General features: G+C 65.0%; 14 protein-coding genes and 1 tRNA gene. 4 read left to right on the top strand and 11 right to left on the bottom strand.

Translation table 11 applies throughout. From position 1 onward, the window contains the following. Window positions 1-125: 125 nt before the first annotated feature. From argS to NGM15_RS09715, 4 genes are all read right to left on the bottom strand, one after another. A complete protein-coding gene (gene argS, locus NGM15_RS09730; RefSeq protein WP_253430139.1) occupies window positions 126-1,898 on the bottom strand; it encodes an arginine--tRNA ligase in 1,773 nt (590 codons plus the stop codon). 85 nt (window positions 1,899-1,983) lie between these two features. After that, a complete protein-coding gene (locus NGM15_RS09725) occupies window positions 1,984-2,871 on the bottom strand; it encodes a class 1 fructose-bisphosphatase (RefSeq protein ID WP_253430136.1) in 888 nt (295 codons plus the stop codon). 2 nt (window positions 2,872-2,873) lie between these two features. Then, a complete protein-coding gene (locus NGM15_RS09720) occupies window positions 2,874-3,662 on the bottom strand; it encodes a class I fructose-bisphosphate aldolase (protein ID WP_253430133.1) in 789 nt (262 codons plus the stop codon). Between the two features lie 226 nt (window positions 3,663-3,888). Further along, the gene (locus NGM15_RS09715; protein WP_425494440.1) at window positions 3,889-4,446 is read right to left on the bottom strand and encodes a hypothetical protein; all 558 of its coding nucleotides are present in this window, start codon (window positions 4,444-4,446) and stop codon (window positions 3,889-3,891) included. Window positions 4,447-4,647: 201 nt separating this feature from the next. On the opposite strand from NGM15_RS09715, the gene NGM15_RS09710 reads away from it, so the two are divergent. Together NGM15_RS09710 and NGM15_RS09705 are read left to right on the top strand one after the other, a co-directional pair. Further along, window positions 4,648-5,502 carry a 3-hydroxyacyl-CoA dehydrogenase family protein gene (locus NGM15_RS09710; protein ID WP_253430130.1) on the top strand — a complete coding sequence of 285 codons (855 nt, stop codon included), beginning with the start codon at window positions 4,648-4,650 and terminating at the stop codon, window positions 5,500-5,502. A gap of 65 nt (window positions 5,503-5,567) precedes the next feature. Then, entirely contained in the window at window positions 5,568-6,020 is a 453-nt protein-coding gene (locus NGM15_RS09705) for a hypothetical protein (protein WP_253430126.1), read from the top strand. 246 nt (window positions 6,021-6,266) lie between these two features. On the opposite strand, the gene NGM15_RS09700 is transcribed toward NGM15_RS09705, so the two are convergent. Beyond that, on the bottom strand, window positions 6,267-7,313 hold the full coding sequence (locus NGM15_RS09700; RefSeq protein ID WP_253430124.1) for a phytoene/squalene synthase family protein: 1,047 nt from the start codon (window positions 7,311-7,313) through the stop codon (window positions 6,267-6,269). Window positions 7,314-7,506: 193 nt separating this feature from the next. On the opposite strand from NGM15_RS09700, the gene NGM15_RS09695 reads away from it, so the two are divergent. Next, window positions 7,507-8,649 (top strand): acyl-CoA dehydrogenase, encoded by a 1,143-nt coding sequence (locus tag NGM15_RS09695; RefSeq protein WP_253430122.1) that lies wholly within the window; start codon window positions 7,507-7,509, stop codon window positions 8,647-8,649. A gap of 6 nt (window positions 8,650-8,655) precedes the next feature. On the opposite strand, the gene NGM15_RS09690 is transcribed toward NGM15_RS09695, so the two are convergent. The 5 genes from NGM15_RS09690 to NGM15_RS09670 form a co-directional block, all read right to left on the bottom strand. After that, the gene (locus NGM15_RS09690; RefSeq protein WP_253430119.1) at window positions 8,656-8,958 is read right to left on the bottom strand and encodes a PadR family transcriptional regulator; all 303 of its coding nucleotides are present in this window, start codon (window positions 8,956-8,958) and stop codon (window positions 8,656-8,658) included. Between the two features lie 91 nt (window positions 8,959-9,049). Continuing rightward, window positions 9,050-9,153, bottom strand: a tRNA-Gln gene (locus NGM15_RS09685). A 72-nt stretch (window positions 9,154-9,225) separates the two neighbouring features. Continuing rightward, window positions 9,226-9,975, bottom strand: coding sequence for an HNH endonuclease (locus NGM15_RS09680; RefSeq protein ID WP_253430116.1), 750 nt, complete (start codon window positions 9,973-9,975; stop codon window positions 9,226-9,228). 89 nt (window positions 9,976-10,064) lie between these two features. Next, window positions 10,065-10,493 (bottom strand): metal-dependent transcriptional regulator, encoded by a 429-nt coding sequence (locus NGM15_RS09675; RefSeq protein ID WP_253430113.1) that lies wholly within the window; start codon window positions 10,491-10,493, stop codon window positions 10,065-10,067. Between the two features lie 76 nt (window positions 10,494-10,569). Continuing rightward, entirely contained in the window at window positions 10,570-11,064 is a 495-nt protein-coding gene (locus NGM15_RS09670; RefSeq protein WP_253430110.1) for a ferritin-like domain-containing protein, read from the bottom strand. A gap of 122 nt (window positions 11,065-11,186) precedes the next feature. Between NGM15_RS09670 and NGM15_RS09665 the strand changes: the two genes are divergently transcribed. Beyond that, window positions 11,187-11,831, top strand: a complete 645-nt coding sequence (locus NGM15_RS09665; protein WP_253430107.1) for a DUF456 domain-containing protein — start codon at window positions 11,187-11,189, stop codon at window positions 11,829-11,831. 162 nt (window positions 11,832-11,993) lie between these two features. Here NGM15_RS09665 and NGM15_RS09660 read toward each other — a convergent pair whose 3' ends face one another. Further along, window positions 11,994-12,386 (bottom strand): DUF5811 family protein, encoded by a 393-nt coding sequence (locus tag NGM15_RS09660; RefSeq protein WP_253430104.1) that lies wholly within the window; start codon window positions 12,384-12,386, stop codon window positions 11,994-11,996. Window positions 12,387-12,486: the final 100 nt, after the last annotated feature.

The raw sequence follows: 12,486 nt of genomic DNA, 5'->3' as shown, positions 1-12,486 counted from the left end.
ACTCACGGACTACGTACTTCAACGTCGCCGTCGTGTGCTATGCATTCACTCAGTCCGGGCGTCCGGGATCACCCGCCCGAACGACCGGAATCACGCTGTCTCTAATTGAGGAGTACGCGTCCAACTCACATCGACTCCGGTGCCTCGACCCCGAGCACGGACAGCGCATTGGCCACCGTGTGCCTCGAGGCGGCGACCAGCGCCAGGCGCGCCTCGCGCACGTCGGGTTCGACGTCGTCGGCGAGCACCGGACACTCGCGGTAGAAGGCGTTGAACGCCTCGGCGAACTCGCGGGTGAAAGTCGCCACCTGGTGGGGCTCGAGGTCGTCGGCGGCTTCCTCGATGACAGCCGGGAAGCGAGCGATGGTCTCGAGGAGGTCGCGTTCGGCGTCCGTGGTGAGCAGGTCGGTGTCCACGTCAGTTTCGAACTCGCCACCGACGCCGACACCGGCCTCGTCCAGGATCCCGCAACAGCGTGCGTGGACGTACTGCACGTAGGGGGCCGATTGGGCCTCGAAGTCGAGTGCCTGGTCCCACTCGAAGGTGATCCCCTTCGTCGGCTGTTTGGAGACGATGTCGTAGCGGACGGCTCCGATCCCGACCTGGTGGGCGATGCGCTCGACGTCCTCCTCGTCGAGGTCGTCGTCGCGGATGCGGTCGTCCATGCGGCTCTCGACTTCCTCGCGGGCGCGGGCGATGGCCTCGTCCAGCAGGTCGTCGAGCATGATCCCCGTTCCGCGGCGAGTGGACATCCCCTCACCGCCGGGAAGGTTGACCCACGAGAAGTGAATCGAGTCCAGCGCGTCCGTGTCGTTGCCGAGCAGTTCCAGGGCCGCCTCGAGCTGATTCGCCTGGAGTTTGTGATCCTCACCGAGTACGGTCACGGCGCGGTCGTAGGTGTCGAACTTCCACTCGTGATGGGCGAGGTCGCGGGTCGTGTACAGCGAGGTGCCGTCCGAACGCAGGAAGACGAGCTTCTTCTCGATGCCCCACTCCTCGAGGTCGAGTTGCCAGGCCCCCTCCTCCAGGACGGCGTACTCGGTGTCCTGGAGGCGGTCGGCGAGGTCCTGGGTGCTCCCGTCGCGCATGAACCGGGTCTCCTTGACGAACTGGTCGAACGTCGCGGGGAGACGGGCCAGACACTGCTTCATTCCGCCGAGCACCTGATCGACTACCGTCTGGACGCGCTCGTAGGTCTCCTCGTCGCCCGCTTCGAGCCCCTGCAGGATGCCCTGGATTTCGGCTTCGGCCGCCTCGACCGCGTCCTCGTCGGCCTCCTCGAGGTAGGCGTTACCTTTCTGGTAGTAGCGCACGAGGTCGTACTCGATGCGGTCGCGGTCGGGCTCGGAATCGAGGTCGTCCTCGTCGAAGGTCTCGTAGGCCCAGGTGAAGACGGCCATCTGGCGGCCGGCGTCGTTGACGTAGTAGTGGCGCTCGACGTCGTAGCCCGCGGCGTCGAGGACGTTCGCGACAGCGTCGCCGACGATTGGATTGCGGGCGCGGCCGACGTGGACCGGGCCGGTGGGGTTGGCGCTGGTGTGCTCGACGACGACCGAGGTGTCGCGGTCGGGCAGGTGGCCGTAGGCCTCGTCGGTACCCGCCGCGAGAGTGTCGGCGAAGTAGGCGTCGCTCGGCAGGACGTTGAGATAGGGCCCCTGGGTGTCGATCCGGCCGACGTACTCGAGATCGTCGACGTCGATTTCCTCGGCTAGCTGGGCCGCGACCTGTGGCGGGGCCGCCCCCATCTCGCCGGCCAGCCGGAAGGCGACGCTCGAGGCCAGGACGGCCGGGACGTCTTCCGGTGGCTCTTCGATGCCGAGGTCGTCGGTCGGGAGGTCGAGCGTAGAGAGCGCCCCCTCGAGGGCGGCCTCGACCTCCGCACGGAGTGAACGGAACATACCACCCCGTTTTCGGGGCGCGAGTAAAGGGGTGTCGGGTTTCCCCGACCGCCGACGGAGCCGGGATCCACTCGCCGCTGACGAGCTACGTGTCCGCGAGGACGTCCTCGATCAGATCGACGTACGCCTCGTTTCCGACGTACAGCGGCGTCCGCTGGTGGAGTTCGGTCGGTTCGACGGCGAGCAGGGAGCCGTGCCCGTCGCTCGAGCGGCCCCCTGCCTGCTCGAGGATGTAGCCGATGGGGTTACCCTCGAACTGGACGCGCAGTTTCCCCTCGGGACTCGACTCGAGGGTCGGGTACGCGAAGAGGCCGCCGTAGGTCAACACCTGGTTGACGTCGCCGATCATCGCGCCGCCATACCGGAGTTTGAGTTCGCTCTCGAGGCGGCTCACGTAGGTCTCGATCGCCGGCGGCCAGTCGGGAACGCGCCCGCCGACGCCGTAGACGACCGGGTCGTCGGGGAGGGTCACGTCGTCCTGGACGACCGTCGCCTCGCCGCCGCCGAGTTCGTACTCAGAAACGCCGTCCTCGGTGGCGACGACCATCGTGATGATCGGCCCGTAGAGGACGTAACACGCGCCCACGAGGGCCTCGCCTGGCGCCGGGAGTGGCTCGTCGTAGATCCCGACGATGGTTCCCATCGTGTTGTTCGACTTCAGGTTCGAGGAGCCGTCGAGCGGGTCGAGGGCGACGGCGACGCCGTCGTCCACGCCGATGTCGTCGCCGCAGTCGAGAATTTCCTCGCGCTCCTCGCTCGCGTACTGGGCGACCCCCTCGAGTCGCGAGAGGCGATCGTAGAGGAGGTCGTCGGCCCAGACGTCGGCCTCGAGCTGGGTTTCGCCGCTGGGGTTCTCCTCGGCGGCGCTGCTCCGGCGGCCGATGAGTCCCTGACGAATCTCTGTTGCCGATCGAGCGACTGTCCGAATGATCGAATCGACCGGCTCGACCGCGCCGTTGAGCGCCGTCGACATCGTCACGCCTCGAGCGCGGCGTCGGCCGTCTCTTCCTCGTAGATGACCTTCTCGAGGGCGTCGAGCAGCCGTTCGGGGTTCTCGCGCTGCCAGACGTTTCGGCCCACGGCGAGGCCGTTGCCGCCGGCGGCGATCACGGCCTCGACCGTCGAGAGGAAGTCGAGGTCGTCGGTCTTCGAGCCGCCGCTCATGACGACCTTCATGTCGCCGGCACACCGGACGGCGTGTTCCATGGCGTCGGCACTGCCGGGGTACTTGACCTTCGCGATGTCAGCGCCCAGTTCGAGGGCCAGTCGGGTCGCGTAGGAGATCGTACCCGGTTTCGTGTCGTTTTTCAGCCCCTGGCCGCGCGGGTACGACCACATGACGACGGGGAGGTCGTACTCGCGGGCGGCCTCGTGGATCTCGCGGAACTCCTCGGCCATCTCGACCTCGTTGTTCGACCCGCCGTAGAGGGTGAACCCGACCGCGTCGGCTCCGATTTCGGCGGCGTACTCCACCGAACAGTTGAGCGAGGAGTCCGGTTCGCCCATCCAGAGGTTCGACGTGCCGTTGAGTTTGACCAGGAGGTTGACGTCGTCCTCGTAGCTCGGGTAGTAGCCCTCGGCGATCCCCTTCTGGACGGCGATGCACGTCACCGCGTCGTGGGTCGCCGTCTCGAACACGGTTGCGGGGTCGAGCTTCTCGGGCACCGCCTCGAAGTCGACCGGCCCGTGCTCGAGGCCGTGGTCCATCGCGAGAATGCAGGCGTTTCCGTCGCGAACGATCGGTGAGTCGTCGATGGGTCGCATCTGCCTGCAACTCCACCATCGACCCATATATCGTTGGCGGTCCTCTCAGCTGAAAAATACTTTCTCGAGTAGTAAATTCGGTGCTCCCCGGCCCGCATCCGCTGGTCGTCGTCCTGCTCCAAACGTCACGCTCGAGTATCTATCCAATGGGTGATACGTATTTGGGATGTGCTCGCTAGCCTCGAGGTAGGCGGGTCGGATGGCTCAAGTGGCCCGGATGATTCGCTCAATCGACTAACTCGCGAGCGTTGTGACGCCACGTCCGAACGTGGAGCACGCTCAACTCGAGGACCTTCGCGACTTCGGTCGCTTGAATCGTCGCCAGCCGTTCCGCGGAGTTGACCCCCGCCTCGGCCAGCCTCGCGGCGTTTTCAGGACTGACACCGGTGACTGCCGTTACCGGCGTGGGCCGGGGCCAGGGACGGTCGGGTGCGTCCTCGGCTCCCGCTTCGGCCCCGCTCGAGGGGATGGGTTCGAACGCCTGCCAGCCCTCGTCGGCGCTCGCGGCGACCCAGGCGCGTTCGGCCTCTCCCAGGCCGCGGACCTCGCTCGAGCGCCGGTCCAGGTCGCCGTCGGTCTCGAACGACCACGGCAGGGAGAACTGTCGGCGGAGCGCGTCGGCGGCGTCTTCGTCGAGGCCGGCGTCGAGCAGCATCCGATAGGAGCACCGCTCTCTGGAGACGACTGCCGGTTTGATACCCGCGTCCTGGAGAGCCTCGCGATGGCCTGGCTCGAGGACCTCTGCGGAGTCGTCTCTCGTTTCGGCCACGTTTTCCTTGCTCACGCGATTCACCGGAACTATCAGTACCTCACACGCCCGGAACTTGAACCTTCCCCCTCGAGAAAATCGCCAGCAGTCGCGACGTCTGACGCCGCGGTCGCCGTCCCCTTTTCGCACCGAATCCAGCAGGGGGACGGGGACTCGACCGGCGGCTCGTTCCGACGTATCGCTACACTTACCAGCGAATCGCAAGTATTGCCCGCCATGGTACGCCAGGACATCGAGCGAATCGGCGTCGTCGGCGCGGGGACGATGGGGAGCGGTATCGCCCAGGTCGCCGCCACGACCGGCTACGACGTAATCATGCGCGACATCGAATCCGAGTACGTCGAGGGCGGATTCGACGCGATTTCCGACAGCCTCGAACGCCTCGACGGGAAGGACGCCCTGCCCGACGACCCCGACACGATTCGGGAGCGAATCGCCGGGACGACCGACATCGCGGCCCTCGCCGACTGCGACCTGGTCGTCGAGGCCGCCGTCGAAAATATGGATATTAAGCGCGACATCTTCCAGGACCTCGAGGCCCACTGCGACGCGGACGTCGTGCTCGCGACCAACACGAGCACGCTCTCGATCACCTCGATCGCGGCGCCGCTCGAGCACCCCGAGCGCGTCGTCGGCCTGCACTTCATGAATCCCGTCCCGATCATGGAGGGCGTCGAAATCGTCGTCGGGGAGAAGACCACTGATGCGGTCACCGACCTGGCTCACGAGGTCGCCGAGGACCTCGGGAAGACGACCTGGGAATCGGACGACAAGCCCGGTTTCGTCACGAATCGCATCCTGATGCCCTGGCTCAACGAGGGGATCAGAGCCTACGACGAGGGCGTCGCGAGCAAGGACGACATCGACGCAGGGATGGAACTCGGAACGAACGTCCCGATGGGGCCGCTGAAACTGGCCGACCACATCGGCCTCGACGTCTGCCTGCACGCCTCCGAGACCATGTACGAGGAACTCGGGGACCGGTACAAGCCTGCCTACCTCCTCAAGCGCAAGGTCGAGGCAGGCGACCTCGGCAAAAAGACCGGACGGGGCTTCTACGAGTACGACTAGCACTCGCATACCTCTTGGCGAGTCAACAGGTATATGAGTAGCGCCGTTGAAGTGTTCGGTAGCCGATGCCCTCCACTCCAACGTACTCCCGCCGAACAGTCCTCGGTCTCGGGCTCGGCGGTCTCGGCACGACCCTGACCGCCGCCGTCGCCTGGGGCCAGCGTTCCGATCCCGGCACCTTCCGGATCGCGTCGCTTTACGTCGTCAACGACTCGAGCGAGCGCGCCACGGTCGAGATTGCCGTCGGCACTGACCTCGAAACCGCCCGCGAGACCACTCGCTGGCTCGACCCCGCCGGCCACGAGAGCGGCCGCGACCGCCAGGCCGTTCGGGGCCCGTGGCACGAGACCGCCCGTCCCTACGGCATTCGTGTACGACTTGACGACGAGTCGATTCAACTCTCGAGCGATTCAATCGAGGACCAGCTCGAACCCGGCTGGGGCGTCACGGAGGCCCACGTGGCGATCACCGTAACCCCCGACAGACTGCTCGAGGCGGACGTCTTCGCACTCGAGTAACGTCTGCGCTAAATTTTCCCGTCCTGGACATCCCGCGGATTTCGAGGCTGCGCAACCCGAAGAGCGGCAATCGCCGACGAATTTTGGATGCTCGAGGCGCACGTGCCGACCCGATACTATACTCTGGATAGTAATACGATATATTTTCTGTAGTAAGTTGCGTGCCGTCGAATATTCCACCTCTCTCGAGCCCTCGCGGACCCACTACTCGCGGACACGAACTCACTACCGGCAGACACGAACTCACTACTGATGAAGCGGCTTCTCGGACATCTCGCTTCGCAACTCCTCGAGTGCCGACCTCGAGAGGTCCTGTTCGAACTGTTGCATCACGGCGAAGACCTCCGCGCGCGAAATCTTGACGTTCCCCTCCTGGATGACGTCCTCGGGTCGTTCGCGGAGTTCCCGGAGGGTGCCCACGGCCAGGAGGTACGGAATCGCCCAGGCCGACAGCGTGTTGCCGTGGCGTTCGGGCAACACCTCGAGGTACCGTTGAGCGCCGTCGAGGTATCCCTCCGCTCGTCCGGTCACCCGGCGGATGACGTTCGTGACGCCGCTGTGGTGGGCTTCGTCAGTGACGCCTTCGACGGCGACGTTCTCTTCTGCGAGCCACTCGGCCGGCAGGTAGACGTTGTTCTCCTCGTGGTAGTCAGTCTCGACGTCCTTCGCGATGTTGACCAACTGCAAGAGCAGGGCGAACGACCGAGCGTTGTCACGGAGTACCTGGGCGCGCTCGGGCGAGGTGCCGCGGGCGACGAGCCCCGTAATGAGCGTTCCGACGGTCCCGGCGGCGTACCAGCAGTACTCCTCGAGTTCCTCGAGCGTCTGGAGGCGGAGGCCGCCCTCGTCGGCGTACCGGCTGGTAAACATCGCCATCCCGTCGACGAGTTCCCTGACGGGTTCGCGCATGATCTCTCGAGGTTCGTCCTCGAGCGATTCGAAGGACCTGACGACTCGCGGGGTGTGCGCGACGACGTCCCAGTCGCTAGATCGCTCCTCCGGGATCCAGGGTTTGACAGCCTCGCGGAAGTCTTCCGCCGTCGTTTCGGCGTCCGGATCGAGTACCCGATCGAACTCCTCGAGCAGGGCGGTCTGCTCGGCCGGCGGAATGTGACCGGCGTCCTCGATCGTATCCGCGATTCGACACAGGAGGTACCCCAGGCAGATGTGACGCGCCATCGGCTCCTCGAGTCGGTCGATGGTAATCGAGAAGGTGCGCGAAACGCCGTGGACGGCGTCGTAACACCACTCGATGTCGGATTCGGCGGCTGGAGGGGAGTGGCCCGTAGTCATCTTGGCCCCTTATTGGTCGTCGTTCCGGAAAAACACCCCGGTCGCGGACGATCCTGAATATATGCGAACCGGACCAGTCGGTTCATCCTGGATGGGGCCGACCCACCGGGTCTCGAAGGGCGGTCGAATACACGCAATTCAACGGGACGAGCGTACAACAACAATAAAGCGGGGGCCGCTCGATGGATCGGTCATGGACTTCAGCCTCTCGCCGGAGCAGGCACAGATTCGGGACATGGTCGCGGAGTTCGTCGACGAGGAGATCGTGCCCGTCGCGAGCGAGATCGACCACGAAGACGAGTTTCCGCGAGATCTCGTCGACCAGATGGCCGACCTGGGCCTGATGGGGATGCCGTTTCCCGAGGAGTACGGTGGCGCGGGTCTCGACTACCACTCCTACGCGATCGGGATCGAGGAGATTTCCCGGGGCTCGGGTGGACTGGGAACCGTCGTCGCCGCGCACATCTCGCTGGCGGGGAACATGCTCTACGAGTTCGGTGACGAATCTCAGAAGGAGGCGTACCTGACGCCGCTCGCCGAGGGGAAAGACGTCGGCGCGTTCGCCCTCTCCGAAGCCGGAGCCGGCAGCGACGTGCCCTCGATGACGACGACGGCCGAACGTGATGGAGACGAATACGTCGTCAACGGCGGGAAGCTCTGGATCTCGAACGGATCCGTCGCCGACACCGTCACCCTCTTCGCGAAGACCGATCCCGACGCCGGCAACCGCGGCATCTCCTCGTTCGTTGTACGCCCCGAGGAGGACGACGGCTTCTACGTCGAGGGCACGGAGGAGAAGCTCGGCGACAAGGGCTGTCCTACCGCCGAACTCCGCTTCGACGACCTCCGGATCCCTGCCGACCGTCGACTCGGCGAGGAGGGCGACGGCTTCGTCCAGGCACTCAAGACGCTCAACGGCGGCCGCATCACCATCGCGGCCCGTGGCGTCGGCATCGCCCGTGCCGCCTTCGACGAAGCCCGGTCGTACGCCGGCGAGCGCGAGCAGTTCGGCCAGCCCATCGGCGAGTTCCAGGCCATCAAGCACAAACTCGCGGACATGGACACGAAGATCCAGGCCGCGAAACTGCTGATGCACAGGGCCGCCGACAACAAGATCCGCGGCGAGGACTACATCACCGAGGCCGCTCAGGCGAAACTCTACGCCAGCGAGGTCTCCCGTGAGGTCGCCAACGAGGGCATCCAGATCCACGGTGGCTACGGCTACACCAAGGACTTCCCCGCCGAGCGCTTCTACCGGGACGCCAAACTCAACGAGATCTACGAGGGCACGAGCGAGATTCTGCGAAATACGATTGGGGACCGACTCCTCGAGTAAGTTGCGTTATTCGGGACCGTCGTTCCCGTTTTCGCCCTCGAGACACGCCCGCACCCACGACCCGTGTTCGCGCACGCGAGCCTCGCCGGCGTCGGTCAGGCGATAGACGTCGTGGAGTCCCTCGACGTCCTTCTCGACGAACCCCGCGTCGACGAGTGCCGACAGCGATCCGTAGAACGCCTTCGGCTCGAGGCGCTCGTCGTAGTGGGACTCGAGGGCCGACTTGAGTTGCTGGCCGCGCGCCGCCTCCATCGCTGCGAGGAGGTAACAGATATCGCGTCGCCGCCCGCTCTGAAGCCATCTCGCCATACCGGACGTGGTGTGGACGAGGCTACAGTCGTTACGGTTCGTTCTCGAGCGTGGTGCCCTGGCCCGAGGAATTAATGTAAAAAATATGCCATAGTCCCGGGCGGATTCGAACCGCCGTCAATGGCTGTCTCCCGCAATAGGTGGGTTCCGATTGCGTCCAAAGGCCATTATGATTGGCCACTACACCACGGGACTGTACGCGTCTCCACGGCCAGCCGTCGGCTTGACAGTGGGTATCCAGTCGTAGTCGGTCGAAAAGTAATAGTGTTACCTTTTTCCGTCAGGTGAAACGGCGATCGACCCCTCCTCTGCCAGTCGATGACAACGACGACAGAGTGAAACGACGTTATCCAGAGTATGGGCGTCTTCGGGGTCGTCGAACGTTCGGACCGGGATGACGTGATGGACGTCGGGATTTCGCCCAATCGCCTCGTTGTCGCGGCCACACGCCTGACAGCGATAGTCGTCTCGTTCGAGCGCCCGCCGGCGTATTTTCCACCACGCTCGCCCGTACGATATCGGGCCACCGGCCCACTGGTGGTGATTCTCGCCGACGATCGTCTCCGAGAGCCAGTTTCCGTAACACGTCCGATCACAGAACACGCCGCGCTCGTTCGCCTCAACACGGGACGGATAGACCTCGAGATTAGCGTCGCAGTACGCACACATGGTCGATACCCGTTCACCCGGCGCCGACGGATTGTCCCGGAGCAGTCCATCCGCGTCAGCGACGCACGACGGACAGTACACGCCCTCCTTGTTCGAGGGATAGTACTCGAACGTCTCGTCACAACGCACGCACGAAGCCTCCTCCATGGCATCCTTCCAGTTGCCGTTGTTCGAGCCGCCGTTCGGATTGTAGTCGTCGCAGTAGACTCGTCTCGACTTCGGATCGTAGAACTCGAGGCCACAGCCCGTACACGTCCGGTTCGGCAGTGGCTCTCCGTGGACTTTCGTGTGGTGTTGTCGCAATCCCCGCTCCGTCTGCAGGGACTTCTCACAGGTCGGACAGCGCACGCCGGGTCTGGCCGCCCGATCTTATATAAACTCCCGTACCGTCCGCGACCGATGCCAACACGTCGCCATGCCGCCACGCCGTCACGCCGTCACTCCGCGAGCGACCCCGCCTCGAGGTAGGCACAACAGTCTTCCTCGGCGTCGAAACAGTCCGGGCACTCCTCCCGGCGGTCGATAATCGTGTCCAGTCGGTCCGCGACGGTCTCGTCGATGACGCTCTCGAGGGCGCGAGCCTCCTCGCGGAACTCCTCGACCTCGAGGACGTTCGTGAGAAATCGCTCGATGATACAGTACGTCTGGAGGGCGTTGTGTGCGCGCTCGAGTCCCTCGTCGGTGAGCGTCGCTCCCTTGTACTTCTCGTGTTCGACCAACTCGCGCTCCTCGAGTTTCCCGATCATCTCGTTGACGCTCGCCGGGCTGACCTCGAGTAACTCCGCGAGGGTGCCGGTGGAGGCCGGGCCGTCTTCGAGACGCTGTGCCAGGTAGACCGCCTTCAGGTATTGATCTGCCGTATTCATCGATTGCCACCTCGCGTCCGCGATGTGCGCAATATGTGCGACGTGCGTGTTCGGTTCGTTCCCGTCGTCTCCCCGCTCATGCTCGTCGCTCCATGATCTCCGTTACCGCTTCGACCCCCTCGGTCTCCTCCTCGCGGATCGCCTCGAGGGTGTCGAGGACGCGCTCGCGGTCGACGCTGAAGTCCGTCTCGGAGGCCTCGATCGCCGCGATGAGGTCGTCGTAGAACTTGTAGGCCGTCTCCTCGTTACACAGCTGATCGTAGAGGACGCCGTCGGTGTCCTCGGGCGGCCCGTAGCGGGCGTCGACCAGCGTGTTGATCTCCTCGTAGGAGACCGTCTCGGCGTCGAGTTCGTCGACGAGCGCCTCGAGGCGCTGGCGGTGCTCGGCTGACTCCTCGGCCGCCTCGGCGAGTAACGCTCGTACCTCCTCGTCGATGGCCTCGCGTTCGGCCTCGGGCAACGACTCGAGGTGGTGGGCGGCACGCGACTCGACGACCTCTTCCAGGACGATCCCGATCTGTAGCAGTCGGGTGAGCTGGTGGTCGCTCGAGACCCGCTGTCCCAGGCTCATACCCCCGATTCGGGGCGGATCATACTTAGTCTCCCGCTTTTCGGCGCGTTTCGCACGCCCTGCTGGCTACTCGATCTCGTGTCAGCGAAGGAACTATCCCGTCGTCGCCCCTCGAAGACGGTATGAGCGAGCGTTCCGACGAGGTACCGGTGGACGACGGCGAGACGCGGTCGTCCGGCCAGCGCGAGCCGACCGAAAGGGGCGGGTCTGGCGCCGACACCGACGACCTGCTGGCCGAAACTGAACGGCTCCTGGAGGGCGGGTCCGGCGCGAGCGCCGACGCTGGTGTGAGCGCCGACGCCGAAGCGCGGTCGACCCCGTCGGCCGAATCGACGACGGACTCGAGTCGGAGGCGAAAGTGGAACCCGTTCTCGCGGTTGCGACTTGGCGGCTCGATCCGCGACCGGCTCTCGCCGTCGCGGTACCCCTCCCCGAAGAGTCTCCTCGCCATCGTCCTCACACTCGGGTTCGGCATGGTGGCTGGCGGCATCGTCTTGCCGTTTTCCGGCATCGGCCGCCTGCTCGGCCTGCTCGCGATGGCGTTCGTGGTCGGCCTGGTCACCTCGAGGCGTCGCTACCTCGAGGTCGGACTCGCGGGCACCGGCATCGGTGCGCTGGGCGTCCTTCTCGATTTTGCTCTCTTTCTGCCGACGGACACGGGTCGATACGTGCTCGCCATCGGTGCGGGCGCTGGCCTCCTCGCGAGCGTGATCGGCTACTACTTCGGTCGTGACCTTCGGGCAGGACTGGTTCGCGACGTCGAGTGATCGAATCGCCACGCTCGGGCGGATCAGCTCGTTGTGTTCGAGCGAATCGACTCGTTGTGTTCGAGCGAATCGACTCGCTACGCTCAGGGCGATAGACTTGCTGTACTCGAGAGGGTCGAGGGCGGAAGACGGGCCGAAGACGGCAGAAATCGGATTCGACGGTTAGCGTGCCGTCGGCGTCACGTCGTCGCTCACGGCCTGTTTCACCTGCAAGGCGGCGCTCGCGGCCAGACCCCGGGCGACCTCGTCGCGGTCGTCGGCACTAATGAGGTCCTCCGGCGTGTTTTCGAGGTCGGGCGTGAACCCGGCGCTGACCGGATGACCGATGGGTGGCTGGACGGCCACGAGCGCCTGCGGGCCGGAGACGCCGTCGGCGACGTCCGCGTCGACGATGTACTCGTCGGGGAGGAAGTCCCGCGTCCTGGCGGCGATCTGACTGACCGTTCGCTGGAGCGTTCGCTTTTGCTCGAGCGACAGTTCGGGAACGTCCGCCGCCGCCCGATGTCCGGCCTGTGTAACTCCCGGCAACCCCCCGTACGGCGTATTTCCGTTCATGAGAACTCGCTACTTCCGATTGGGGATGGCGCCTAAAAAACGTTCCCTTCGTGACAACTGGTATCACGACCGGCTACGGGGCGGATCAGGGCCGTCTCGA

This window comes from Natronosalvus halobius (assembly GCF_024138145.1).
Lineage (GTDB): Archaea > Halobacteriota > Halobacteria > Halobacteriales > Natrialbaceae > Natronosalvus > Natronosalvus halobius.
This window is presented reverse-complemented; position numbering and strand designations above follow the sequence as displayed.